The organism is Mesorhizobium sp. B2-4-6 (assembly GCF_006442775.1).
In the GTDB taxonomy this organism is placed as follows: domain Bacteria; phylum Pseudomonadota; class Alphaproteobacteria; order Rhizobiales; family Rhizobiaceae; genus Mesorhizobium.
Map to the genome: position 1 here is coordinate 65,879 of NZ_VFVI01000014.1, position 25,502 is coordinate 91,380.

A 25,502-nucleotide genomic window follows, 5' to 3' on the forward strand; every position below is an offset into this window, starting at 1 on the left:
ACGACACGACCCTTCACGCCGGTGCCCCGACGGCATCAACCGATCATTCGCCGCGGCAACACGCGACGCCGCCGCTTTGCCATCAACCCGTTCTGCGATGGCTCGAAACCTTCCAATCCCCTCAAACACTCCCGCAGCACCCCTGCATCCTGTGACGTCTTGGCCATCGACATGGCGCCGGAATAAGCAGCCACCGCAAGCGCTGCGAAGTGGTCGGGATCGATCACGCCCTTTCCGCCGTCCAGTTGGTCGGCCCGGATCTTATCGGCGATCGCCTTTCGCCAGCCGGCGAAGATCCTGGCGAGCGCCATGCGGAATTCATCGTCGGCCAGCGACAGTTCGTGCGCGAGGTTGTTGAGCGGGCAGCCGCGCACATAGCCCTGTTGCTCAAGCTCCTCAGCCACCGCCTCGAACACGGCCCGCACGCCTTCGCGGGCCGAGGACGCAGCCAGCACCGGATCGATCCACGTCTCCTGGACCGCCGCCGCCACCCGTTCCTCGATCACCGCCAGCGCCAGCGCCTTCTTGGTCGGGAAATGGTGATGCAGCGCGCCGCCGGTGACGCCGGCCGCGGCCATCAGATCGCCGAGGCTCGAGGCGTGATAGCCGCGCGCCTGGAAGGAGTCCTCCGCCACGTCGAGGACGCGCCGGCGCATGCCTTCCGGGTCGTTGGTGCGCTTCTTGCGCGGGGCCATGGCGATCTCCCCATCTCCGCTTGTTGGAGACGGTACCTGAACGAAGTGAGGGCGGATAAGGGATGCTCCCGGGGAAAGCCAGCGTCTCACTCCGCTGGAACACCCCTCATCCGTCTCGGCGCTGCGCGCCGATCCACCTTCTCCCACAAGGGAAAAACCACGATACCAGATTGACAAAACAGGACAACCGATCTGTTTATAAAACAGGATGATCGCCCTGTTTTGAGATTCTGACCATGAACCGACCTTCCCGCCTCGCCTCACCCGTCGTCGAGCTCCGGCAATACACACTGAAGCCAAAGCAGCGCGAAACGCTGATCGCGCTGTTCGACAGGGAGTTCGTCGAAACGCAGGAAGCGACAGGCATGACCGTCATCGGCCAGTTCCGCGATCTCGACCGCCCCGACATGTTCGTCTGGCTGCGCGGTTTCGGGGATATGGACGCGAGAAAGGACGCGCTCAGCGCCTTCTATGGCGGGTCGGTGTGGGCAGTGCATCGCGATGCCGCCAATGCGACGATGATCGATTCCGACAACGTGTTGTTGCTCAAACCGGCATGGCGGGGTGCACAATTCGACCTCTCAGGCCTACAGCGGCCGACAGCCGCCGAAGTTGAAAGTATGAACGGCGGAAGGCGTTTGCCTGGTTTTGTTGAGATTTCGATTCATCATTTGCAGCGAGGCGCCGAGGCCGGTTTTGCCGGGCGTTTCGAGGCGGAGGCGGTTCCGCTGCTCGTGGAAAACGGCGCTCGGCTGCTCGGCGCCTTCGTCAGCGAGCATGCCGAAAACACCTTTCCGCGCTTGCCCGTGCGTGCTGCTGAAAACGTCTTCGTCATCGTCACAGGGTTCGACGATGGCGATTCCCGCGCCGGCCGTCGGGCCGCCCTCGCCGCTTCGCCGGCATGGCGAGCGATCCATGAAGCCTTGCAAGCCGCTTCCACAAAGCCGGCAGAGACGTTGCGTCTGACGCCGACGAGCCGATCGCTTTTGCGATAGTCACGCGGCCGGCAACATGCTCGCTATTGCCTCGGCGACAAAGGCCGGGTCTTCCCAATGCGGGTTGTGGCCGCAGTCCTGGGCCCATACCAGACGCGATCCGGCCAGGGCCCCGGTCAGTGTCTGCTGGTGCGCCGCTCCGAAGAGTGGATCGTGCCCGCCGGCGATGATCAGCGTTGGAACATGAACGGCCCGCGCCGCGGCGGTCAGATCGGTGCGGCGGACCTCTTCGAGAATGGCGCGCCAGCGCGCCGCGGGAATCGCGGACGCGTCCTGCGCGAGGCCGGCGAGAAAGGCCCGCGGCACACCCGGCCGGCAGGCATGCCACCAGTCATAGAAAGGATCGGACGGCGAGATCGGATCACGAAGCGCTGCCACGCCATCGATCAGTTGGTGATGCGATCCGAAATCGGGCCTCAGCGTGCTGGCCACGATCACCAGCCCACCGACCAGTTCCGGATGCCGTGCGGCCAGCGCGATCGACACCATGCCGCCCAGCGAATGCCCGACGATGACTGGCCGGTCGAGCCGCAGGCGCCGGATCAGTCCGGCCATGTCGTCGGCGAAACCGGCGATGCCAAAACCCTCAACCGCCTGCGAGCCACCGTGGCCACGCAAGTCCGGCATGATCAGCCGGCGGCCGCGAAGATGCGGCGCCAGCAGAGAGAAGCTGCGGCTGGTGTCGGTGAAGCCATGCACGAGGACAAGCGGCGGCTCCGAACCGGCGACCTCGACATAGGCAAGATCGAGACCGCCGACCTCGGCGATACGCTTGCGGTCGACCCAGGCGGCCTGCTCTACCTCCTGCTCCTCAGACTCCGATAGCGCCGGCCTCACAGTCCGAGCTTTTCCTTGACCGCGGCAAGGCCGGGCTTGCCATCGAAGGTGGTGACGCCGGCAAGCCACGCATCGAGACGATCCTTGTGCTGGTCGATCGACTTCAGAGCCCCGTCCTCCGGCTTCATGCCGTCATTGATGAGATAGCCCATGCCGACATTTTCCATGTCGATGTCGAAGGCAAGGTTCTTCAGAAACTGCGCGACGTTCGGGCATTCCTGCAGATAGCCCTTGCGCACCTGTGTCGTCACGGTGGCGGCGCCGAAATTCGGACCGAAGAACTTGTCGCCGCCGGTCAGATATTTAAAGTCGTACATCGTGTTCATCGGATGCGGCGCCCAGCCCTGGAAGACGATGAACTGCTTCTCCTTGATCTCATAGCCGACCTCCGAGAGCATGCCGGCCTCGCTCGATTCAACCACCTGCCAGCCGTCCAGGCCGTATTGCGGATCGGCAATGGCGTCCATCATGAGCTGATTGGATCCGGGCTCGATGCCATACATCTTCTTGCCGAACTTGTCGGCGAATTTGTGCAGGTCGGACAGGTCCTTGACGCCGGCGTCCCAGACATAGGTCGGCACGGCGAAGGTGTATTTGGCGCCGACCAGGTTGATGCGCACATTCTCGATCGAGCCGTCCTTCTTGTAGGGCTCGTAATAGGTGACCATCGCCGGATCCCAGTAGCCGAGGAACAGGTCGAGGTCCTTGTTCTTAATCCCCTCGTAGATGACGTTGATGCCGAGCACTTCGCTCTGCGGCTCGTAGCCGAGCGCCTGGAGCAGCACCTTGGCCACGCCTGTGGTGAAGGCGAGATCGTTCCAGCCGGGCTCGGCCATGCGGACCGTTTTGCAGCTCTCGGCCTCGGCGGCCCGGGCCGGCTGGGAGGCCAGCATCAGGGCCGCGAGACAAATGCCATTCGCAAGCATGCGCAACATTCCGGTGCTCCTCATCGCTTTTTGACCTCTTGGTCTATTTATTGTCCAACTGGTCAATTGTTGATCTGGACGGACGAAAATGTCAACATGGATTCGCCATGCATGGATCGGTCCCGTGAAACTCACGCGCCTCAGCGACATACGCCGCAAGGAGCTGCGGCAGGCGGCCTTCGCCGTTCTGGAGCGCGAAGGCATCGCCGGCGCGACGCTGGAAAAGGTCGCGGCCCAGGCCGGCGCGTCGAAGGGCATCGTGCTGCATTATTTCCGCAACAAGCAGGAGCTGTTCGAGCACGCCATGCGCGAGGCCAACGCCGTGCTCTGTCACGCGGTGGTCGCCAGGCTTCAGCGGGCTCAGACGCCAATGGAACGGCTGGATGCGGTGATCGAAGGCAATTTCGAGGAGCATTTGTTCCTGCCGCCGCTCTGCCATGCATGGCTGTCACTCTGCGCCGAGGTGCCGCGCGACGAGAAATTGGCACGCATCCAGAAGGTCATCCACGCGCGCATGCGCTCGAACCTTTTATCCGGCCTGCGCGGCCTCGCTTCGCCGGAAGTGGCCGACGAGATCGTGCTCGGCGTCACCGCGCTGATCGACGGGTTGTGGCTCAGGCTTGGCCTGCAGCCGGGCAGCGTCACGCGCGAGCAGGCCGTGCGCCAAGTCAAGGATTTCGTCGCGGGTCGGCTGAGCCTGCGCCAGCCCGCGCCGGTCGAGCTAGCCTCGGCCGGATAAGGTTCATACCGGCGATAGCTCCCGCGCTTGACCGCCCGCGTTGCTCAGCGCTGCATTCTCGCTCCAACGGCAGCTATACCCCCGGGAGAGCACTTGCGGTGCCGTCCCAGTCCTTGAAGCCGAGCGTTCCCACCTCATCGAGTATCTGCTCGCGGATCCAGCGATGCGGTGGCTCATCATCGCGGCGGGCGTGCCAGTACATTCTGACCGCCGGCGATGGTATCGGGATCGGCGCCCGATAGATGCCGATCGGCAGGGATTTTGCCGCCGCTACAGCGAACTGCGTTGGAACCGCAGCCAGATAAGGCCCGTTCGCCACGGCCAGCGCGACGGCCTGGAAGTGCGGCAAAGCAAGCATGACGCGACGCGCCCGGCCCATCCTGCCCAGCGCATCGTCGGTGAAGCCCGACATCGATCCATCGATGGAGCGCAGCGCATGCGGCAGCGCGCAGAACAGGTCGAGTGGCACCTCTTCGCCCTCGGCGATGCCGGCCTGGCCGAGCGCCGCATTGTCCTTCGCCGCGACAATGGCGAAGGGCGAGCCGAACAGCGTCACGCTTGAGACCCACTCCGCGACCTCCAGCGGGCGCTCCAGCGCAAGGTCGACCCGATCGTCCTGCAACAGCTTCGAGACGTCGCCGATGGCGCTGTCGAGGAAACGGAACGATACGCCGGGCGCCACCGCCGCAATGCGCGCGGCGAAGGGCGGCATAAGCAGCATTGAGAAGAAATCCGCGCCCATGAAGGTGAATGTCCGTTCCAGCCTTGCCGGATCGAAATCGGTCGCCGGCTGAAAGGCGCGCTCGATCTCGCGCAGCGCCGCGCGCACCGGCTCCGCCAGGCTTTCGGCGCGAGGCGTCGGCACCATGTCGTTGCCGCGGCGCACGAAGAGCTGGTCGTTGAGCGCATGGCGCAGGCGGTTGAGCGCGGCGCTCACAGCCGGCTGGCTGAGGCCGATCTGCTCGCCGGCGCGCGTCACGCTCTTCTCGCGCAGCAGCGCGTCGAGCACCCTCACCAGATTGAGGTCGAGCGCGTTCAAATTCATCGCATCAATCCGCCCCATACGATCATTCGATTTCCATCGCCGGCTCGTCCTTGCTTAGGTCGCCGTCGAAGCCGCTTTGTCGGCACTCAACAAGGGAGAGCAATGATGACAATGATCAACACGACGATCGCAGGCAAGGAACTCCTCTGGTTCAACAACACGCTCGTTGCCATCCAGGTTTCGTCGGCCGACGGCGAGGACGGCATCTGCATCATCGAGCACCGCCAGCCCTACGGCGATTCCGCGCCGCTGCACGTGCACCGCAATGAGGACGAGGTGTTTCATATCCTTGAAGGCCGGATACGTTTTGTCGTCGACGGCCGCGAGCGGCTTGCCGGCGCCGGCGAAACGGTGCTCGCTCCGAAAGGCCTGCCGCACACTTACAAGGTCGAGTCTCTCGAAGGCGCCCATACGCTCACCGTCACGCGCGGTTCGGATTTCGAGACGATGGTGCGCAAGGCTAGTCGCCCTGCGGAGCGAGCCGAACTGCCGCCGGCGGCAGCGCCGACGCCGGAGATGATTGAGGTGTTGACGAGCCTGTGCGCCGAGAACGGCATCGATATTGTCGGGCCGCCGCTGGGGTGCTGATCTCCCCCCTTGTGGGGGAGATGGCCGGCAGGCCAGAGAGGGCGCTGTCCCGCCAGCCTTTCGCTCCTGTTCGAAACAGTCCGAAGGATTTCCAAACGCCGTGATCCTTCGCGCCCCCCTCTGACCTGCCGGGCATCTCCCACGAGGGAGAGATTGGCCGTCACCGCCGTCTCGCCCAGAGCGAGAAGGAAGAGGCGCGCCCTTCAACCGATTTGCATCTTCCCCGCCCGCAATCTCCGCTTGATGCGGTTTGTGCAACGCGATACGCCCTTGCCCAAATCGACAGACGGAGACTTGCCGTGAGCGCTGAAAAGACCAGAACCGAAACCGATACGTTCGGCCCCATCGAGGTGGCGGCCGACCGCTATTGGGGCGCGCAGGCACAGCGTTCGCTGGGCAATTTCAAGATCGGCTGGGAGAAGCAGCCGGCCTCGATCGTGCGCGCGCTCGGCATCGTCAAGCGTGCCGCGGCGGAAGTGAACATGGAGATGAAGCGGCTCGATCCGGCCATCGGCAAGGCGATCGTCGACGCGGCGCAGGAAGTCATCGACGGCAAGCTCAACGATCATTTCCCGCTGGTTGTCTGGCAGACCGGCTCGGGCACGCAATCCAACATGAACGCCAATGAGGTGATCTCCAACCGGGCGATCGAGATGCTCGGCGGTGTCATGGGTTCGAAGAAGCCGGTGCACCCCAACGACCACGTCAACATGAGCCAGTCGTCCAACGACACCTATCCGACGGCCATGCACATCGCCTGCGCCGAGCGGGTCGCGCATCACCTGATCCCTGCGCTGCATCATCTGCACAAGGCGCTCGACGCCAAGGCCCGCGCCTTCAATCACATCATCAAGATCGGCCGCACGCACACGCAGGACGCGACGCCGCTGACCCTTGGCCAGGAATTTTCCGGCTATGCCGCGCAGGTCGCCTCCTCGATCAAGCGCATCGAGCAGACGCTGCCCGGGCTGCAGGAACTGGCGCAGGGCGGCACCGCCGTCGGCACCGGCCTCAACGCGCCGGTCGGCTTCGCGGAAAAGGTGGCGGACCGCATCGCTTCGATCACCGGCATCGCCTTCGTGACCGCGCCGAACAAGTTCGAGGCGCTCGCAGCACACGATTCCATGGTGTTCTCGCATGGCGCGATCAACGCGGCGGCGGCGGCGCTGTTCAAGATCGCCAACGACATCCGCCTGCTCGGCTCCGGCCCGCGCTCGGGCCTCGGCGAGCTGTCGCTACCGGAAAACGAGCCGGGTTCCTCGATCATGCCGGGCAAGGTCAACCCGACCCAGTGCGAGGCGCTGACGCAGGTCTGCGTACAGGTGTTCGGCAACAATGCAGCGCTCACCTTCGCCGGCAGCCAGGGCCATTTCGAGCTCAATGTCTACAACCCGCTGATGGCCTACAATTTCCTGCAGTCGGTGCAGCTGCTGGCCGACGCCTCCGTGTCCTTCACCGACAATTGCGTGGTGGGCATCGAGGCCCGCGAGGACAACATCAAGGCCGCGCTGGAGCGCTCGCTGATGCTCGTGACGGCGCTGGCGCCGACCATCGGCTACGACAACGCCGCCAAGATCGCCAAGACCGCGCACAAGAACGGCACCACGCTACGCGAAGAAGCCTTGGCCACCGGCTTGGTCAGCGAAGCCGATTACGATCGGCTGGTCCGGCCGGAGGACATGACGCACCCGGGCTGATATTTGGCGGCGGGACAAATTACTCTTGCCGCCAGATCTGACGACATCAATTTTGCGCTGCTTGCGCAATCGCAAAAATATAGGTTCTGTGAACAATGTGTCGCCACATAAGCGGCTTTGGTGAACAATATCCATCGTCTATCTGACTGGGCATTCAACCCATTCGGAGACTCGCCATGTCAATCAACACTTCCACCGCTAACGCCGGCACCGCGTCCAACAGCTCCACCACGATCCTGCTCGGCCGCATCCTGCTCGCGGTCATTTTCCTGCTTTCCGGCTTCGGCAAGTTGACCGCCATTTCAGGCACCGCTGGATACTTCGGCGCCCTCGGCTTGCCCGTGCCGACCGTGACGGCCGTTGTCGTCGGCCTGATCGAGCTGCTTGGCGGCCTTGCCATCCTCGTCGGCTTCCAGACCCGGATCGCCGCCTGGGTGCTCGCGATCTTCACGATTGCCACTGGGCTCGTCGCCCACACCGGCTGGGCCGACCAGATGCAGATGATCCAGTTCCTCAAGAACCTGGCCATCACCGGCGGCTTCATCCTGCTCGCCTCGTCCGGCGCCGGCGCTTATTCGATCGACGCAAAGCGCGCCTGAAGCACTGTTGTTTGACGCAATTCCAAACGGAAGGCGACGGCGAAGTCGCCGCGCCTGACCGCGTCACACTTTCCTGGAATTGCTCCCCTCCCAAGCCTTAAATTCAAGCGGCGCGGAATTTTCCGCGCCGCTTTTTCGTTGCAGGCGTAGACTGCAGCGGCAGCCGGCCTCATGCGCCGGCAAGGGAGGTTTGACCATGTTTCGCAACGCGTTGCTTCTGGTCTCACGGCTCCTGTTGGCCGCGCTCTTCGTGCCGTCGGGCTTCCAGGCGCTCACCAACATCGGCGGCACGATCAATTATTTCACCGGCCTCGGCCTGCCGCTGCCGACCTTGGCCGCCTGGGGCACAGGCCTGTTCGAGCTGATCGCCGGGCTTTTGATCCTCGTCGGCTTTCAGACGCGGATCGTGGCGCTTTTGCTTGCGGCCTTCTGTGTGGTCGCAGGTTTCATCGGCCACTACGGCCAAGGCGGAGAAGATGCGACCCTCGCCTTCCTGCACCAGCAGATGCTGATGAAGGACATCGCCATTGCCGGCGGCTTCCTGGCGCTCGCCATGGCCGGCGCCGGCGCATGGTCGGCTGACGGGCGTGGGTTCGGGATCGGCGCCGACGTCACCTGATCTGTTACTTCACCGAAACGCTCGGCCCGCCCTCGACCGCCAGCATGAGCCGGCGGTTGGTGATACGTGCCAGTTGCGCCAGCCGGCCGGCCGGGCGCTCGCCATAGAGATCGGAAAGCGAGGCCGGCAACACCAGCGCCAGCGCGCCGTTGCCGCGGCTTTCCCACTTCAGCCGCGGCATCACGCCGGGCATCGCCGCGGTGAGCAGATAGACCACGCGCATCATCGCCGCCAGCACTCGGGCGCGCTCGAGCAGCCTGGGCGGCGCCAGCGCTTTGATCTCTGGCGCGATGCCGTCGTTGAAGATGCCGTCATGGCGATAGGCGTTGGCCAGGGCCAGATAGGCGCGGCCGGGATGGTCGACGCCGATGAAGGAAGCGTGCGCGATAATGTTGAGCGACTGCCTGCCGCGATATTCAGGATGCGCCCGCCAGCCGATATCGGCTAGCAGGCAGGCAGCATGGCGGTAGCGCGCCTCGTCCTCCGTCTCGTCGATGCCGAAGGCCTTGAACGCCTTGCCGGTCCATTCGACCAGGTCATGCGCATGGTGCACCGAGCGCGAGCGTAAGAGCGCCAGTTCCTCCGCGGCCGAGATCAGCGGATCGGATTTCTGCTCCTCGGCGTCGAGCAGCGAATAGAGGAACCCCTCGCGCACGCCTTGCGCCGAGACGATGATCTTCGAGGGCTGCATCGCCGTCATGATCTCCTGCAGCACGACCGCGCCGTAGGGCAGCAGCGAGCGGCGGTTCTTGGAGACGCCCTCGATGCCCCTCACCTTCTCGACCTCGCCCTTGGCCACCTGCTTCAGGAAAGCCTGCGCGCTGTCGGCCGAAATCTCGTAGTGGTGCATGACGCCAAGCGGGTAGTTGGTCATCTCCATGTGCAGCCTGGCGAGGTTTCGCCAGGTGCCGCCGACGGCGTAGAAGACCCTACCCTGCCCGCCCTTGAGCAGCTTTGCCCGCGCCAGTTCCTGGCGCGCGATCTTCTGCGCCTGGACGAGCGAATTCCTGGCCATATCCTGCAGGCGCAGGCCGCCGAGCGGCAGCGTGATGCCCTCGCCGATCGTTTCGCGATTGATGTCGATCAGTTCGAGGCTGCCGCCGCCAAGGTCGCCGGCGATACCGTTGGCCGGATGGAAGCCGGAAATGACGCCGAGCGCCGAATAATAGGCTTCCTGACGACCGGTGAGCACGCGGATCTCGGTCTTCAGAACGTCCTCGGCGCGATGGATGAAATCGGGGCCGTTGCCTGCCTCGCGCGCCGCCGCGGTGGCCAGCACATACATATGCTCGGCGCCAGCTTGATCCGAAAGCGCGCGAAAACGGCGGAATTCCTCCATCGACCGCGTCACCGCCTCGGGGTCGAGCTTGCCCGTCGAAACGATGCCGCGGCCGAGGCCGGCCAGCATCTTTTCGTTGAACAGAAGCGTGGGCGAGCGTGCCAGCCCCTCATAGACGACGAGGCGGATCGAGTTCGATCCGATGTCGATGATCGACAGCGGTCGCCGGTCCTGAAGCCGGCCCTGGGAAACTGCAATCACGCGGCGCCGTTCTTCTTGCGGCGCTTGAACTGAGCGATGCGTTTGGGCGCATGCGATTTCAGCGCGTCGCCCCGTCCGGAGAGGCTCGGATTGGTCATGAAATATTCCTGCGCGTTGAACGGTTCTTCGCCTTCCTCCAGCACAACGCGCCGGGAGGTGCCGTCAGCCAATACGTCGAAACTTTGCTGGTTGTCCATGATGTTGCCCAGCATGATCTGACCAAGCACCTGTTCATGCACAGTTGGATTGGTGATCGGCACCAGGGTCTCGACGCGGCGGTCGAGATTACGCGGCATCATGTCGGCCGACGAGATGTAGACGACCGCCTCGTCCGACGGCAGACCGTGGCCGTTGCCGAAGCAGAAGATGCGGCTGTGCTCGAGGAAGCGGCCGACGATCGATTTCACCCTGATATTCTCGGAAAGACCGGGCACCTGCGGCCGCAGACAACAGATGCCGCGCACGACGAGGTCGACCTCGACGCCGGCGCGGCTGGCGTCGTAAAGCGCGTCGATGATGGTCGGATCGACCAGCGCGTTCATCTTCATCCAAATGCGCGCCGGCCGTCCTTCGCGGGCATGGACGATCTCGTCCGAGATGTGTTTCAGGATGCGGTTGCGCAGCGTGAAGGGCGATACGGCAAGGCGCATCTCCTCGGCGGGCTCGGCATAGCCGGTGATGAAGTTGAAGAGCTGCGCGACATCGCGCGCGATCGTCGGATCGGTCGTGAAGAAGGACAGGTCGGTGTAGATGCGGGCGGTAACCGGGTGGTAGTTGCCGGTGCCGAGATGCACATAGTTGCGCAGTTTGCCGTCCTCGCGGCGCACCACCAGCGACATCTTGGCGTGTGTCTTCAGCTCCAGGAAGCCGAACACGACCTGGACGCCGGCGCGCTCGAGGTCGCGCGCCCAGCGGATGTTGGCCTCTTCGTCGAAACGCGCCTTGAGCTCGACCAGTGCCGTGACCGACTTGCCGGCCTCGGCGGCATCGATCAGAGCGCGCACGATCGGGCTGTCGTTGGAGGTGCGGTAGAGCGTCTGCTTGATCGCCACCACTTCCGGGTCGGCGGCGGCCTGGCGCAGGAACTGCACCACCACGTCGAAGGACTCGTATGGGTGATGGACGACGATGTCCTTCTCGCGGATGGCGGCGAAGCAGTCGCCGCCATGCTCGCGGATGCGCTCGGGAAAGCGCGGATTGTAGGGCGTGAATTTGAGATCGTCGCGCGGAATGGCGACGATCTCGGAGATCTGGTTGAGCGCCAGCGGACCGGTGAGCACGCTGATGCGGCTCGACGAGACGCCGAGCTCGCCGGCGACGAAGTCCCGCAACGCGGCCGGCATCAGCGTGTCGAACTCGATGCGGATCACCGAGCCGCGGCGGCGCCGCTTCAGCGCCGTTTCGAACAGGCGCACCAGGTCTTCCGACTCTTCCTCGACCTCGATGTCGCTGTCGCGGATGATGCGGAACGTGCCGGAGCCCTTGACCTCGTAGCCGGGGAAAAGCTTGCCGATATAAATGCCGACCACTTCCTCCAGCGGAATGAAGCGGACATGGTTCTTGCGGTCGGGCAGGCGGATGAACCGCCTGAGCGCCACCGGCAGGCGAAGCAGCGCGCTCATCTCCTCGCCGTTCTTGCGATGGCGCAGTTGCAGCGCGATCGAGAAGCCCAGATTGGGAATGAACGGAAACGGATGCGCCGGGTCGATCGACAGCGGCGTCAGCACCGGGAAAACCTGCTCCTGGAAATGCTCTTCCAGCCAAGCCTTCTCGTCCTTGGTGAGCGCATCGCGGGTGATGCTTTCGATGCCTTCCTTGTTGAGCAGGACCATCAGCGCCGAGAGGCTCTTCTGCTGGTCCTCCTGCAGGCGCTCGACCTCGCGCAGCAATTGCTCGAGCTGCTGCTCGGGCGTGCGGCCGTCCGGGCTTTTCAAGGCGATGCCCTCGCGCACCTGGCCGGCAAGGCCGGCGACGCGGACCATGAAGAACTCGTCGAGATTGGCGGCCGAGATCGACAGGAAGCGGACGCGTTCGAGCAGCGGGTGGTGCTCGTTCAGCGATTCCTCCAGCACGCGGCGGTTGAATTGCAGCCAGGAGAACTCGCGGTTGACGAAACGGTCGGGATTGCCGCCGTCCGGGCTGGCCGCCTCGACGGTGATGAACTCGCTCTGCACAGGCTTCAATTCGTTCATGGTTTCCCGCTCTTGCCCGCAACCGTCCCAGGGAACGCCGCATATTGCCGTCAGGCGACGCTCTAACACGTCTTTGTGACGCATGATCGTCACGGAATCGATCCGTGCCAGTCCCATGCGCTTAACCGGCTCAACTTATCCTCTGCCAGCCTTTTGCGACAGTTTGATTTCATCGATCTTGCAAACGGACCTGTTATGCTCCAGATGCAGACGGGTCACACCCACTGGCCGAACCCAATTGGAGACGACGATGGCAGGCGGTAGCATTCCCCATTTCCAGAACGACGCGGGCCATCCGGTCATCGAGATCGGCGTCAGGGAATTCATGTGCACCGGCGCCAATCCGCCTTTCGACCATCCGCATGTGTTCCTCGACATGGGCGACGACAATGAAAAGGTCTGCCCCTACTGCTCGACGCTCTATCGCTATTCGCCGTCGCTGAAGGCGACGGAGACGCAGCCGGCCGGCTGCCTCTATATCGACCAGGCCGCCTGACCCTGCAGATCATGAATGACTGCTAGATCATGGCTGAAACACGGTCCCGGCAAATCGTCATCGCCGGGGCTGGCATTGCCGGACTGACGGCGGCGCTTGCCTTTGCCGAGCGCGGTTTCCCGGTAAAATTGTTCGAGCAGGCAAAGCAACTCGAAGCGGCCGGCGCCGGCCTCCAGCTTTCCCCCAACGCGACCCGCATCCTGCGCCGGCTTGGTGTGCTCGACCGCCTGCTGCCAAACGCGATCCGGCCGCAAGCGGTGGTGCTGAAGGACGCAAGAAGCTTGCGCGAGCTGGCGCGTGTGCCGCTTGGGGAAGCCGGAGAAAAACGCTGGGGCGCGCCCTATCTGGTGGCGCACCGCGCCGACCTGCAGGCAGCGCTGATGGCCACGGCGGCGGACCGGCCAGATATAGAGCTTGTCACCGGGGCGCGCGTGACCGGCATCGCCCTCGACCCGCAAAGCGTTGCCGCAGCGGTCGAGATCGACGGCAAAGCGACAAGTGTCACAGGCGGCCTGCTTATCGGAGCGGACGGTGTTTGGTCTTCGCTTCGCGCGGGGCTTGCCAGGACGGCCGGCTTTGTGGCGAGCCGCTTTTCGGGCGAGCTCGCCTGGCGCGCGACGGTTCCTGCGGAAAGCGCCGCCGGCAAGGCCTTCGCGCAAATCGGCGCTACTGACAGCGTCACCACCTTCCTGCATCCCGGCTTCCACATGGTCGCCTATCCGGTGAGCAAGGGCCGCGCCTTCAACCTTGCGGCCTTCACCAAGGGCGAGCGGATCGCCGAAGGCTGGTCCGGTCATGCAGACCCCGCCCTTCTTTCCGATGCCATGCGCGGCACGGCGGCAACGCTGTCGAACCTGGTGGCGCTCGCCGGCCCCTGGACGGCGTTCCCCATCCACACGGTCGAGCAGCGCCGCTGGACGACGCCGGACGGCGTCGCGCTTATCGGTGACGCCGCGCATGCCATGACGCCGTTCGCGGCCCAGGGCGCGGCGATGGGGATTGAGGACGCCTCGATGCTCGCCAATCTGGTCGCCGATTTTCCCGGCGATCCGAAGCAGGGCCTGACGGTTTGGGAGGATCTCAGACGGCCGCGCGTCGAAAAGGTGCTGAAACGCGGCGCGCTCAATCGCCTTGCCTGGCATGCCAGGGGACCGGTGGCGATCGCCCGCAACTTGGTGCTGGCGACGCGGACGGCTGAGAGGCTCGCCGCGGACTTGGACTGGCTCTATGGCTGGGAGGAGCGGAAGGTGGTCAGGCGGTAGGAGGCGGACGACCGGATAGGCTCGCGAAGGAACGAGGCGCTCGCCAATTGCTACTAAAGCGCGTCGCGCTGAAGCGGATTCAGGCGACGCGCTTTAGCCTTTGTTTCCATGCATGTCGTTATCGCAAAACCGCTGCACACTTTTGCGCGACATGCATTAATCATACAACCGCAACGACCACCACAGCGTCACCGGCAGCGGGTTCCACCATCCCGTGCGCAGGCCGGCGGCGCGCAGCGCAGCCGCCGTCCAGATATTGCAGCCGACCAGGGCGTTGAAATGGCCGTTGGCTTCGTAGAAGCGGTCGTAGGTTGAATACCCAGCATTCTCGATCGCCATCGGGCCACCCGGCCCCTGCCGAAAACTCACCGCGATATGGTCGAGCAGCGCCGCAAAATGCGCTTCGTCGATGTCGAAGCCGGCGACGGCGGGATGCGGCTCCTTGATCGCGCCGGCGACATCGACATGCATCACCGAAGCGTCGATGGTGAGCGCTTTCAACACCGGCGCGGCCTTCAGCTGCGACCATGTCGGGGTCTCCAGATAGAAGGCGCGGCCGCCCCAGCCGAAGACGATGTAGCGCGCCCCTGGCGCTTCGATCGGCAGGCCGGCATCGGCCAGGAAGGCGAAGCGCCGGCGTACGCCATCATCGAGGGGCACAGCGATGTCGGTGTGGATCGGGTTCCTCAGCACCAATATGTGCCGCGTCCCCTCGCCTCGGGCGGCGGCTGGCCAGAGCGGGCGCGGCACCAGCGTGCCGAGCGCGGCGGCAAGCACCACCGCTGCGACGAGCATTGCCAGATATCGCAGGAATTTTCGCATCAGGCGCGGTAAGCTGGCCCCATTTGTCGCAGCTCTCGAGATTGGCCGAACCCGTTCGTGACTTCGTCATCCTCGGGCTTAACCCGAGAGTCCATGCCGTGACCTCTGCCGTAGGGCGCGACGGTGCAGAATTCTGAACCGCAGCAACGCCTCGATGTCACGGCATGGATTCTAGGGTCTGCGCCGCGTCGCTTCGTTCCTTGCTTTGCCCTAGAATGACGAAGCCGAGGGGTGGTTCGAGCAACCTCCGAGCAACCTGTTACCGGGCTCCGCCTCAGTGCAGTATCTGCGACAGGAAGAGCTTCGTGCGCTCATGGCGCGGATGGTCGAAGAACTCGGCCGGCGTGTTCTGCTCGACGATCTGGCCCTGATCCATGAAGATCACGCGATTGGCGACCTTGCGGGCAAAGCCCATCTCGTGGGTGACGCAGAGCATGGTCATGCCCTCTTCCGCCAGCCCCACCATCGTCTCCAGCACTTCCTTGATCATCTCCGGATCGAGCGCCGAGGTCGGTTCGTCGAAGAGCATGATGCGCGGGTTCATGCACAGCGAGCGCGCGATCGCCACGCGCTGCTGCTGACCGCCCGAGAGCTGGCCTGGATATTTGTTGGCCTGCTCCGGGATCTTGACGCGCTTGAGGAAATGCATGGCAATCTCCTCGGCCTGCTTCTTCGGCATTTTGCGCACCCAGATCGGCGCCAGCGTGCAGTTCTCGAGGATGGTGAGATGCGGGAACAGATTGAAATGCTGGAACACCATGCCGACCTCGCGGCGCACCTCGTCGATCTTCTTCAGATCGTTGGTGAGTTCTTTGCCGTCGACGATGATCTTGCCCTTCTGGTGCTCCTCCAGCCGATTGATGCAGCGGATCATGGTCGACTTGCCGGAACCGGACGGACCGCAGATAACGATGCGCTCGCCGCGCATCACCTTGAGGTTGATGTCCTTCAGCACATGGAACTCGCCATACCATTTGTGCATCCCGACGATGTCGATGGCGACATCGGTGGTGGAGATGTGCATCTTGGCGGCGTTGACCTTGATTTCTTCCGCGCTGACGGCGTTTTCGGTGGCCATAACCTGTTCCCTTTTATCGTTTATAACCGGTATCGAGCCGGCGTTCGGTGTACATTGAATAGCGCGACATGCCGAAGCAGAACAGCCAGAAAACGAAGGCGGCAAAGATCAGGCCGGACTTCGCGGTCTGCGGGGTCGCCCAGTTGGCATCGGCGAAATTCTGCTTCACCACGCCGAGCAGGTCGAACATCGAGATGATCAGCACCAGGCTGGTGTCCTTGAACATGCCGATGAAGGTGTTGACGATGCCGGGGATGACCAGCTTCAGCGCCTGCGGCAGCACGATCAGGCCCATTTTCTGCCAGTAGCCGAGGCCGAGCGAATCGGCGCCCTCATATTGGCCCTTCGGGATCGCCTGCAGGCCGCCACGAATCACTTCGGCCATATAGGCGGCGGCAAACAGCGACACGCCGATCAACGCACGCAGATACTTGTCGAAGGTGACGCCCACGGGCAGGAACAGCGGCAGCATGACGCTGGCGAAGAACAGCACCACAATCAACGGGATGCCACGCACCGTCTCGATAAATATGACGCTAAGCACCTTGATGATCGGCATCTTCGAGCGCCGGCCTAGCGCCAGGATCACGCCGAGCGGCAACGACACCGCAATGCCGACAAAAGAAAGGCTGAGCGTGACCAGCAACCCACCCCAGCGCGCAGTCTCGACAGCCGGCAGGCCGAACACACCGCCGAGCAGCAGGAAGAAGGCGACGACCGGCAATCCCGCGAAAAGCAGGATCGCGTTCAGTCTTTTGCCCGGCACGCGCGGGATCAGCATCGGCACCAACAGCGCCACGAACAGGATGGCAACCAGGATCGGCCGCCAGCGCTCCTCGATCGGATAGGTGCCGAACATGAACTGGCCGAACTTGGCGTTGACGAAAGCCCAGCAGGCGCCGGTCCAACCATCGGGCTGGATGCCGCCTTGCGTGACGGTGGTGCAGACCGTGCGGTCGGGCCCGGTCCACTGGGCATTGAGGAAAGCCCAGTTGATGACCTGCGGCAGGACCCAGAGCACGATGGCGATACCGAGAATTGTGAGGACGGTGTCGCCGACCGAACCGACCAGGTTCTTGCGCACCCAGGCATAGGCGCCGCGTTCGGTAGGCGGGGCCGGCTGCGCAAGCGCCATCTCGGTGCGCACCCAGGACATGTCGTGTTCCTGCATGGCCCTACCTCTCCACCAGCGCCATTCTGGCGTTGACGATGTTCATGACAAAGGACGTCACCAGGCTCAGCACCAGATAGGCGATCATCATGATGAACACGCCCTCCACCGCCTGGCCGGTCTGGTTGAGGACCGTGCCGGCGGTCGCGGTAAGGTCCGGATAGCCGATGGCGATCGCCAGCGAGGAGTTCTTGGTCAGGTTGAGATACTGGCTGGTGAGCGGCGGGATGACTATGCGCATCGCCTGCGGGATGACCACAAGCCGCAGGATCGGACCGGAGCGGAGGCCGAGTGCCGCCGCTGCTTCGCTCTGGCCTTTGCTGACGCCCCTGATGCCGGCGCGCACGATCTCGGCGATGAAGGCCGCCGTGTAGAAGGAGAGCGCCAGCAAGAGCGACAGGAATTCCGGCTTGACCCAGAAGCCACCGGTCAGGTTGAAGGTCGACTGCTTCGGAAAATCGAAGGTGAGCGGCATGCCGCTAAGCAGGTAGGCCAGCACCGGCAGGCCGACGATAAGCGCGACCGATGTCCAGAAGACCGGAAATTGCTGACCGGTCGCCTTCTGCCGCTGTCGCGCCCTGTGGGCGACGAACCAGGCCATTGCAATGGCGAGCAGCAGTGCGACGCCGATCAGCCAGGAGCCATCCCCCCAAACGGCGCGCGGAAAATAGAAGCCGCGCTGGTTGAGGAAGGAGCCGAAAGGCAGATGGATGCTCTCGCGTGGCGGCGGCAGCACGGCCAGCACGCCGGAATACCAGAAGAAGATGACCAGCAGCGGCGGGATGTTGCGGAATATCTCGACATAGACGGTGCAGATCTTGCGGATCAGCCAGTTCTGCGACAGGCGGCCGATGCCGATGGCGAAGCCCACGATGGTCGCAAGCACGATACCGGCGACGGCAACGATGATCGTGTTGAGCAAACCGACGACCAGCGCGCGGAAATAGGTCGAGTCCGACGTATAGGCGATCGGCGTGTCGGAAATATCGAAGCCGGCCCTGCTTCTGAGGAATTGGAAGCCTGAAGCGATGTGGAGGCGCTGAAGGTTCTCGATGACGTTGTCGACGATCCACCAGATCGAGCCAAAGAGGAGGATCACGACCAGCGTCTGAAAGAACAGGCTGCGTATTCTCGGGTCATTGATGAAGGAGCCGCGACTCGGCTCCCCGCGAAGAATTTCCTGCGAAGCCATGGACCGTCCCCTGGAAAGAGAAACCGGGAGGCAGACAACCTGCCTCCCGGATCACGTTTCAATCAGCGGATCGGCGGACCGTATTGCAGGCCGCCCTTGGTCCATAGCGCGTTGATGCCGCGCGCGATCTTGAGCGGGCTGCCCGAGCCGACATTGCGCTCGAACATTTCACCGTAGTTGCCGACAGCCTTGACGATGTTGACAACGAAGTCGTTGGAGAGGCCGAGATCGGCGCCGTACTTGCCGTCGGGTTCAGTGCCGAGGAGGCGCTGGATGTTCGGGTCGGTCGACGTCTTCATCTCGTCGACATTGGCCTGCGTGATGCCGGCTTCCTCGGCATTGAGCAGCGCGAAATACGTCCAGCGCGCGATATGCGCCCACTGGTCGTCGCCCTGGCGCACGGCCGGGCCGAGCGGCTCCTTGGAGATGATCTCGGGCAGCACGACATGGTCGGCCGGCGAGGAGAGCGTCAGACGGATGCCATAGAGGCCCGACTGGTCGGTGGTGTAGGCGTCGCAGCGGCCTGCATCATAGGCGGCGTTGACCTCTTCCAGCTTCTCGAACACGACGGGGTTGTATTCCATCTTGTTCTTCTTGAAGTAGTCGGCGAGGTTGAGCTCGGTTGTGGTGCCGCTCTGCACGCAGACGGCGGCGCCCGAAAGCTGCAGCGCGGAGTTCACGCCGGGCAGCTTCTTGGCGTTGATCATGAAGCCCTGACCGTCATAGTAGGTGACGCCGACGAAATCGAGGCCGAGCGCGCTGTCGCGGTTGCTGGTCCAGGTGGTGTTGCGCGACAGGATGTCGATCTCGCCCGACTGCAGGGCGGTGAAACGCTCCTTGGCACTGAGCGGCGTGAACTTGACCTTGGAGCCGTCACCGAAGACGGCGGCCGCAACGGCGCGACAGAAGTCCGCGTCGATGCCCTTCCAGTCACCCTTGTCGTCCGGCGCCGAGAAGCCGGCGAGGCCGGTCGAGACGCCGCACTGGATAAAGCCCTTCTGCTTCACGGTATCGAGCGTGCCGGCCGAAGCGGCGGACGCCATGAACCCGAGCGCGGCGGCGCCAAGAATGCCGATTGCAATGTGTTTCATGACCCACAGACCCTTTTCTGTTACAGGCGCCCCTATCGCCAGGCGACGCTTGATCTTTTTTCGTTTGTGAATGCAGCTCCCACTTCAAGGCCCACTCCCGGACCCGCATCGGTTGCCGATGCGCTGCCTCCCATTCACGAAACGCATCGAAGGCGATTATTCCTGTGAGGTCAAGGGAAATGACCGATTCCAGAGAGGTTTGAAAAGCAATTGCCGCAAATGCCTGAATTGCGGACAAGAGCACATGAAACCGGCAGGCGATGCGAACAAATCAGCCAAGTTGCGCCGCCGCGAATCCGTGGTCCGGCGCCAGAATCCGCAGCGGCGATAGCGGTGCTTTACTGGGCTTGCGCGCCTTTGCATTGGCCCAGCGGAAGATCGGCTTTTGGTGGGCCCGGCGCGGTTGCGTCGGCATTGCCGCCGCTTTATGGCTGGTTCCCTGACATCCTTCGACGGGCGACCAACCATGGCTAGAGACGGCATCGAAATGGGCATCAACACGCTGCTTGCCCATTCCGGCAACAACCCGCGCGACTATTTCGGCTTCGTCAACCCGCCGGTCGTGCATGCCTCGACGGTGCTCTATCCGGACGCCGCTTCGATGGCAGGGCGCAGCCAGAAATACACTTACGGCACGCGCGGCACGCCGACGATGGACGCGCTGACGCTCGCCGTCGATGCGCTGGAAGGTTCGGCCGGCACCATCGCGGTGCCTTCCGGGCTGGCGGCGGTGACGGTGCCGCTGCTCACCTTCCTTGCCGCTGGCGACCACCTGTTGATCGTCGACAGCGTCTACCACCCGACGCGCCACTTCGCTGACACGATGCTGAAGCGGCTCGGCGTCGAGGTCGAATATTACGAGCCGCGCGTCGGCGCCGGCATCGCGTCGCTGATCAAACCAAACACAAAGGTAGTGTTCACCGAATCGCCGGGATCGAACACCTATGAGGTGCAGGACATCCCGGCGATCGCGAAGGCTGCACATGCGGCGAACGCCATCGTGATGATGGACAACACCTGGGCGACCCCGCTCTATTTCAAGCCGCTCGACCATGGCGTCGACATCTCGATCCACGCGGCGACGAAGTATCCGGCCGGCCACTCCGACGTGCTGCTCGGCCTGGTTTCGGCCAACGAGACCCATTGGAAACAGCTCTACGAGGGCTTCTGCACGCTGGGCTGCTGTTCGGGACCCGACGACATCTATCAGGTGCTGCGCGGCCTGCGCACCATGGGAGTGCGCCTTGAGCATCACCGCAAGAGCGCGCTCGATATCGCGCGGTGGCTTGAGGAGCAGCCGGGCGTCGCCCAGGTGCTGCACCCGGCTCTGGAAAGCCATCCCGACCACGCGCTTTGGAAGCGCGATTTCTGCGGCTCGACCGGCGTCTTCTCGATCGTGCTCAAGGGCGGTGGGCAGAAGGCGCAGCACGCCTTCCTCAATGCGCTCAAGACCTTCGGCCTCGGCTATTCCTGGGGCGGCTATGAGAGCCTCGCCGTTCCGGTCTTTCTCGGCGACCGCATGCTTGCCAAAGGTTCGTACGCCGGCTCGCTGATCCGCCTGCAGGTCGGGCTCGAGGATGTCGAAGACCTCAAGGCCGATATTCTGCGCGGGCTGGCCGCGGCGGCTGCAGCCGGATGACAGGCTGATCGGCGCAAGATTCCGAACGGCAGACAAGCCTCGCATCGCGCGCGGCGTCGTGCGCAACGACGCCGCGGCCGCCCTTTGCGTGGCCGGCGATTGCCGGGCCGATTCCGCAAACGGCCGTAACGCCTTGGCGCGATTGAGAAAGCCGAGGCCGCTGGCGACATGTCCTATGCAGTTGGCGGCGCAATAATATTCTCCCAGGCTGCGAATATACGGATTGGCTTGGCTTCCAAATCCGTGGTTTCAACGGCATTGCGAGCAACGCAATTCCACCCCAATCGATCCAGGACCTGCCATGGCGTTCCGCCTCTTTGTTCCGATCCTAGCTGGCGCCACGTTGCGCGAACGGTTGATCGCCTGCATCGGTGCCGTGATCGGCATCGCGCTGACCGGCGTGATCAGCGGGCTTGCGATGGGCAAGGGCGCGGATGTAGCAATGCTGGTGGCACCGATGGGTGCTTCGGCGGTGTTGCTCTTTGCCGTTCCGTCGAGCCCGCTGGCGCAGCCCTGGTCGATCATCGGCGGCAACACGATCTCGGCGCTGGTCGGCGTGACGGTGGCGCATTTTGTGCACGACACGGTGATCGCCTCTGGCCTTGCGGTGGCGCTGGCAATCGCCGCCATGTCATTCTCGCGCTCATTGCATCCGCCGGGCGGCGCGGCAGCGCTTACCGGTGTACTCGGGGGGCCGGCCGTTGCCGCCGCCGGCTTCCTGTTTCCTTTTGTGCCGGTGGCGCTGAACTCAATCATATTGGTGACGCTCGGTTTTCTGTTCCACAAGCTGTCACGACGCAGCTATCCGCACGTGCATCAACCCGCGGCCGGCCACGGCACCGCCGACCGGCCGCCGGCCGAGCGTGTCGGTTTCCGGCCCGAGGATGTCGATGCGGCGCTGTCCGCGCTGGACGAGACTTTCGACATCGACCGCGACGACCTGGAACGCTTGCTGCGCCAGGTCGAGTTGCAGGCGATGGTGCGCTCGCAGCGCACGCTGCTGTGCAAAGATATCATGTCCCGCGATGTGATCTCCGTGCCGGAAACCGCCTTGGCCGACGAAGCACGCAAACAGCTGATCGATCACAACATCCGCACTCTGCCGGTGGTCGACACGGACGGCAGGCTCACTGGCGCGGTAGGCCTGCGCGAGCTGACGAGAGCCACCGATACGGTGAAAGGGGTGATGTCGAAGGCCGGCACCGCCTCACCCGAGACGCCGGCGATGAGCTTGCTGCCCGTGCTGACCGACGGGCGCAGCCATGCCGTGGTGATCGTCGATAGCAGCCGCCATATACTAGGGCTGATCACCCAGACCGACCTCCTGGCTGCGGCAGCACGCGTACAGGCGCCGGCGCAGTTCAAAGCGGTGGCATAGCGCTGGACCAATCACCTGGCATGCCTCCCGCTCACCGTTCGATCGCGTTACCGCGCCGCTCGTCTTGCCCCGGCCGGCCGGGTGATATGCATCCATGTGCCGTCATAGATCGGCTTGCGTCGCTCCATCCAGGCACTCATGCCTTCGCGCAGATCGGCCGTGGGAGCCATGCGCGCGAACTGCTCGGCCTCGACGAGCAGGCCTTCGGCAATGCTGTGATCGATGCCGCGCGCGACAGCGGTGAGGATGCTCGCCACTGCCGCGCGCGAGTGGCTGACGATGCGCCGTGCGAGGTCGAACGCGGCCGGCATCAACTGACCGTGCGGCACAACCTGGTTGACGAGGCCGAGCTCTAGTGCCCGGGTGGGTGAGAAAGCATCACCGGTGAGCAGCAGCTCCAGCGCGCGCTTGCGGCCGGCCAGTCTCGGCAAGCGCTGCGTGCCGCCGAACGTCGGCGGCATGGCGAGTTTTATCTCGGGCTTTGCAAACAGGGCGCGATCACTGGCAATCGCCAGCGGCACCGCTTCGGTGATTTCGCAGCCGCCACCAAAGGCCAGACCGTTGACGGCGGCGATGACCGGCTTGCGAAATGCCTCCAGCCGCGCCGTCAGGCGCTGGCCGCGCGTCACGAAATCGCGCAGCGCGACATCGGTGCCTTCGGCCACGCTCAACGAGAATTCGTGGATATCGGCGCCGGCGGAGAAGGCGCGCTCCCCTGCCCCGGTAAGGATGACGGCGCGCACGCCATCGTCCGTCTCGATCAGATCGAGAAGCGAAAGCAGCCGGTCGATCAGCGCGTAATTCAGCGCGTTCAGCTTGTCGGGACGGTTGAGGGTGAGGATGGCGACACGGTCGCGCGTCTCGCTCAGCACAAGTTCGGTCATGGCTTTTCCTTTCCGGCGGTTCGGCGGGATAAGAAGCAGGCTTTCGATTGCTTGTATATTCACTAGTCGGTATACTTACGCGATGAGCGAAGAAGCTAACCCTACTCGAAAACGCCTTGTCGACGCGGCTACCAAGCTGTTCTATGCCGGAGGCATCGGCCGCGTAAGCGTCGACGCAGTGGCCGAAAAAGCGGGGCTTACCAAGCGCACGCTCTACTACCATTTCAAGAGCAAGGACGACCTGATCGCGGCCTATCTCGACGGCCGCGACCAGCCCAATCTCGAGCAGATGGCCGGCTGGTTCGAAGCGGCGGAGGGCGGCACGGATAAAAAGGTCGAGGCGATCTTCACCAACCTGGCGCGGGTGGCCCGCCATCCCAAATGGAAGGGCTGCGGCTTCCTGCGCACGGCCGCCGAGCTGGCGGCGACACCCGGACATCCGGCTGTGAAAGCTGGAGCACGCCACAAGACCAATTTCGAAAAGTGGCTGGCAAGCGCGCTTTCAGGCCACGATGTCGCCGAGGCGAAAATGCTGGCGCGCGAGATCGTGCTTTTGATAGACGGCGCCTTTTCCAGTATGCTGATCCATCACAATCCCGACTACATCGCTGCCGCCGGTCATGCCGCCGCGACGCTGATACGGGCAAGGATGACGGGCAAAGGCTAAGCCGGACTGTAGCGCTCCCTGCGGCCGGATAAGGCGCTCCGAAGGGACCTCAGGCCCAGGCCAGCCAGGCCGTGCCGACCAGGAGCGTCACCAGCGTCAGCGGCAGGCCGACCTTGAAGAAGGCAGAGAAGGAAAGCTCCTTGCCGGCCGCCTTTGCCTGCTCGGCGACAATCAGATTGGCGACCGAGCCGAGCAACGTGAAATTACCGGCAAGCGTCGAGCTCATCGCCACGACCAGCCAGGCTCGCTCCGGGTTTTCCAACCCGGGGATGAAGGGCCGGAGCGCCAGCACCGCCGGCACATTGCTCATGATGTTGGAAAGCACCGCGGTGAAGCCGGAGAGCCGCCAGACATCGTCGAGGCCGATGCTCTTCGCCCAAGCGATCATATCGGGCGTGAGCAACGTGCGCTCGGCTCCGGCCACCACCACGAACAGGCCGGCGAACATGAAGAGCAGCGGCCCGTCGATCTCGCGGTAGATGCGCCGCGGCTTGATTGCCCGGGTGACCAGCAGGAAGGCGCCGGCAATCAGTGCTGCCTTGGCGACGGGAACGCCGGCAAAGAAGGCGAGCGCCAGCAACACGCAGACGACGGTGGCCTTCAATACCTGCCCGGGCAGCATGCGGCCGCGATAGACTTCCGGGCTGAGTTCGGCGGGGCGGGAGAATTCGGTGCGGTAGACGATGCGTATGATGACGATGACGCAGAGCAGGCCGAACAGCGCCACCGGCGCGAGCACCAGCGTGAAAGCCGGATAGGAAATGCCGGACAGCGCGCCGATCACCATGTTCTGGGGATTGCCGGTGATGGTGCCGACGCTGCCGCAGTTCGAGGCCGTGCAGGTGGCGATGAGGTAAGGCACCGGGTTGCGGTTGATGACCCGTGTGACGTGGACGACGATCGGCGCCATCACCAGGCAGATCGCGTCGTTGACCAGGAAGGCCGAGAGCAAGCCGGTCAACAGCGTCACCATCACCAAAAGCATGAAGGGTGCATGGGCATGCTCGATGGCAAAGCCGCCGAGCGCCCGAAACGCGCCCGAGACCTTCAGATGCGCTACGACGATCATCATGCCGAGCAGCAATGTGATGGTGTCGAAATTGATGGCTTTGTAGGCATCCTCGATGCCGATCGCGCCGATGGCGATCATGGCGGCGCCGCCCAGCAGCGCAATGCCGGCGCGGTCGAGGCGCAGGCCCGGGACACGGCCGACAGCGACGCCGGCATAGGTGAGCACGAGGATGAAAAGCGCGCCGGCGCCAGTCCAAGTCATTGCAAGAAGGTTCCCGTTGCCTGCCCTGTCCCCGCCAGAATCCGTCGACGCATCGGGCGGCACCACATTTAACAAGG

General features: G+C 63.8%; 24 protein-coding genes. 11 read left to right on the forward strand and 13 right to left on the reverse strand.

All coding sequences use genetic code 11. From position 1 onward, the window contains the following. Window positions 1-35: 35 nt before the first annotated feature. Entirely contained in the window at window positions 36-695 is a 660-nt protein-coding gene (locus FJ957_RS26855) for a TetR/AcrR family transcriptional regulator (RefSeq protein ID WP_140835864.1), read from the reverse strand. A 236-nt stretch (window positions 696-931) separates the two neighbouring features. On the opposite strand from FJ957_RS26855, the gene FJ957_RS26860 reads away from it, so the two are divergent. Beyond that, window positions 932-1,690 carry an NIPSNAP family protein gene (locus tag FJ957_RS26860; RefSeq protein WP_140835865.1) on the forward strand — a complete coding sequence of 253 codons (759 nt, stop codon included), beginning with the start codon at window positions 932-934 and terminating at the stop codon, window positions 1,688-1,690. Here FJ957_RS26860 and FJ957_RS26865 read toward each other — a convergent pair whose 3' ends face one another. Together FJ957_RS26865 and choX are read right to left on the reverse strand one after the other, a co-directional pair. Beyond that, window positions 1,691-2,527, reverse strand: a complete 837-nt coding sequence (locus FJ957_RS26865) for an alpha/beta hydrolase (RefSeq protein ID WP_140835866.1) — start codon at window positions 2,525-2,527, stop codon at window positions 1,691-1,693. Beyond that, on the reverse strand, window positions 2,524-3,462 hold the full coding sequence (gene choX / locus FJ957_RS26870) for a choline ABC transporter substrate-binding protein (RefSeq protein WP_140835867.1): 939 nt from the start codon (window positions 3,460-3,462) through the stop codon (window positions 2,524-2,526). The genes FJ957_RS26865 and choX overlap by 4 nt, the downstream gene beginning before the upstream one ends. Window positions 3,463-3,541: 79 nt before the next feature. Here choX and betI point away from each other — a divergent pair, with 79 nt between their 5' ends. After that, a complete protein-coding gene (betI, locus tag FJ957_RS26875; RefSeq protein WP_140835868.1) occupies window positions 3,542-4,192 on the forward strand; it encodes a transcriptional regulator BetI in 651 nt (216 codons plus the stop codon). Between the two features lie 73 nt (window positions 4,193-4,265). Here the strand turns inward: betI and FJ957_RS26880 are convergent, their stop codons facing one another. Then, on the reverse strand, window positions 4,266-5,237 hold the full coding sequence (locus tag FJ957_RS26880) for a LysR family transcriptional regulator (RefSeq protein WP_140835869.1): 972 nt from the start codon (window positions 5,235-5,237) through the stop codon (window positions 4,266-4,268). A gap of 105 nt (window positions 5,238-5,342) precedes the next feature. Between FJ957_RS26880 and FJ957_RS26885 the strand changes: the two genes are divergently transcribed. The 4 genes from FJ957_RS26885 (at window position 5,343) to FJ957_RS26900 (ending at window position 8,740) form a co-directional block, all read left to right on the forward strand. After that, window positions 5,343-5,825 carry a cupin domain-containing protein gene (locus FJ957_RS26885; protein ID WP_140657019.1) on the forward strand — a complete coding sequence of 161 codons (483 nt, stop codon included), beginning with the start codon at window positions 5,343-5,345 and terminating at the stop codon, window positions 5,823-5,825. A 299-nt stretch (window positions 5,826-6,124) separates the two neighbouring features. Then, window positions 6,125-7,522 carry a class II fumarate hydratase gene (gene fumC, locus FJ957_RS26890; protein ID WP_140835870.1) on the forward strand — a complete coding sequence of 466 codons (1,398 nt, stop codon included), beginning with the start codon at window positions 6,125-6,127 and terminating at the stop codon, window positions 7,520-7,522. 176 nt (window positions 7,523-7,698) lie between these two features. Beyond that, window positions 7,699-8,121: a DoxX family protein gene (locus FJ957_RS26895; protein WP_140835871.1), complete on the forward strand. Its 423-nt coding sequence runs from the start codon at window positions 7,699-7,701 to the stop codon at window positions 8,119-8,121. A gap of 196 nt (window positions 8,122-8,317) precedes the next feature. Further along, a complete protein-coding gene (locus tag FJ957_RS26900; RefSeq protein ID WP_140835872.1) occupies window positions 8,318-8,740 on the forward strand; it encodes a DoxX family protein in 423 nt (140 codons plus the stop codon). Window positions 8,741-8,744: 4 nt separating this feature from the next. Here the strand turns inward: FJ957_RS26900 and ppx are convergent, their stop codons facing one another. Both ppx and FJ957_RS26910 read right to left on the reverse strand, forming a co-directional pair. Then, window positions 8,745-10,280 carry an exopolyphosphatase gene (gene ppx / locus FJ957_RS26905; protein ID WP_140835873.1) on the reverse strand — a complete coding sequence of 512 codons (1,536 nt, stop codon included), beginning with the start codon at window positions 10,278-10,280 and terminating at the stop codon, window positions 8,745-8,747. Beyond that, a complete protein-coding gene (locus FJ957_RS26910; RefSeq protein WP_140835874.1) occupies window positions 10,277-12,472 on the reverse strand; it encodes an RNA degradosome polyphosphate kinase in 2,196 nt (731 codons plus the stop codon). Before FJ957_RS26910 ends, ppx begins: the two co-directional genes overlap by 4 nt. Before the next feature lie 250 nt (window positions 12,473-12,722). Here FJ957_RS26910 and FJ957_RS26915 point away from each other — a divergent pair, with 250 nt between their 5' ends. Both FJ957_RS26915 and FJ957_RS26920 read left to right on the forward strand, forming a co-directional pair. Next, window positions 12,723-12,968, forward strand: a complete 246-nt coding sequence (locus FJ957_RS26915; protein ID WP_140835875.1) for a zinc-finger domain-containing protein — start codon at window positions 12,723-12,725, stop codon at window positions 12,966-12,968. Between the two features lie 29 nt (window positions 12,969-12,997). Continuing rightward, complete coding sequence (locus tag FJ957_RS26920) at window positions 12,998-14,230, forward strand: FAD-dependent monooxygenase (protein ID WP_140835876.1); 1,233 nt, start codon at window positions 12,998-13,000, stop codon at window positions 14,228-14,230. Between the two features lie 156 nt (window positions 14,231-14,386). On the opposite strand, the gene FJ957_RS26930 is transcribed toward FJ957_RS26920, so the two are convergent. The 5 genes from FJ957_RS26930 to FJ957_RS26950 all read right to left on the reverse strand — a co-directional run bounded on the left by FJ957_RS26930 (window position 14,387) and on the right by FJ957_RS26950 (window position 19,584). Continuing rightward, window positions 14,387-15,052, reverse strand: coding sequence for a TIGR02117 family protein (locus FJ957_RS26930; protein ID WP_140835877.1), 666 nt, complete (start codon window positions 15,050-15,052; stop codon window positions 14,387-14,389). 274 nt (window positions 15,053-15,326) lie between these two features. Beyond that, entirely contained in the window at window positions 15,327-16,130 is an 804-nt protein-coding gene (locus tag FJ957_RS26935) for an amino acid ABC transporter ATP-binding protein (RefSeq protein WP_095768430.1), read from the reverse strand. Between the two features lie 13 nt (window positions 16,131-16,143). Further along, window positions 16,144-17,301: an amino acid ABC transporter permease gene (locus tag FJ957_RS26940; protein ID WP_140835878.1), complete on the reverse strand. Its 1,158-nt coding sequence runs from the start codon at window positions 17,299-17,301 to the stop codon at window positions 16,144-16,146. Window positions 17,302-17,305: 4 nt separating this feature from the next. Next, complete coding sequence (locus tag FJ957_RS26945) at window positions 17,306-18,493, reverse strand: amino acid ABC transporter permease (RefSeq protein WP_140835879.1); 1,188 nt, start codon at window positions 18,491-18,493, stop codon at window positions 17,306-17,308. A gap of 62 nt (window positions 18,494-18,555) precedes the next feature. Continuing rightward, entirely contained in the window at window positions 18,556-19,584 is a 1,029-nt protein-coding gene (locus tag FJ957_RS26950; RefSeq protein WP_140835880.1) for an amino acid ABC transporter substrate-binding protein, read from the reverse strand. 466 nt (window positions 19,585-20,050) lie between these two features. Between FJ957_RS26950 and FJ957_RS26955 the strand changes: the two genes are divergently transcribed. Together FJ957_RS26955 and FJ957_RS26960 are read left to right on the forward strand one after the other, a co-directional pair. After that, window positions 20,051-21,223, forward strand: a complete 1,173-nt coding sequence (locus tag FJ957_RS26955) for a cystathionine beta-lyase (protein WP_140835881.1) — start codon at window positions 20,051-20,053, stop codon at window positions 21,221-21,223. A 301-nt stretch (window positions 21,224-21,524) separates the two neighbouring features. After that, entirely contained in the window at window positions 21,525-22,601 is a 1,077-nt protein-coding gene (locus FJ957_RS26960; RefSeq protein WP_140835882.1) for an HPP family protein, read from the forward strand. Between the two features lie 47 nt (window positions 22,602-22,648). On the opposite strand, the gene FJ957_RS26965 is transcribed toward FJ957_RS26960, so the two are convergent. Continuing rightward, the gene (locus FJ957_RS26965) at window positions 22,649-23,485 is read right to left on the reverse strand and encodes a crotonase/enoyl-CoA hydratase family protein (protein WP_140835883.1); all 837 of its coding nucleotides are present in this window, start codon (window positions 23,483-23,485) and stop codon (window positions 22,649-22,651) included. Between the two features lie 82 nt (window positions 23,486-23,567). On the opposite strand from FJ957_RS26965, the gene FJ957_RS26970 reads away from it, so the two are divergent. Beyond that, window positions 23,568-24,152 carry a TetR/AcrR family transcriptional regulator gene (locus FJ957_RS26970; protein WP_140835884.1) on the forward strand — a complete coding sequence of 195 codons (585 nt, stop codon included), beginning with the start codon at window positions 23,568-23,570 and terminating at the stop codon, window positions 24,150-24,152. A 49-nt stretch (window positions 24,153-24,201) separates the two neighbouring features. On the opposite strand, the gene FJ957_RS26975 is transcribed toward FJ957_RS26970, so the two are convergent. Further along, a complete protein-coding gene (locus FJ957_RS26975; protein WP_140835885.1) occupies window positions 24,202-25,425 on the reverse strand; it encodes an anion transporter in 1,224 nt (407 codons plus the stop codon). Window positions 25,426-25,502: the final 77 nt, after the last annotated feature.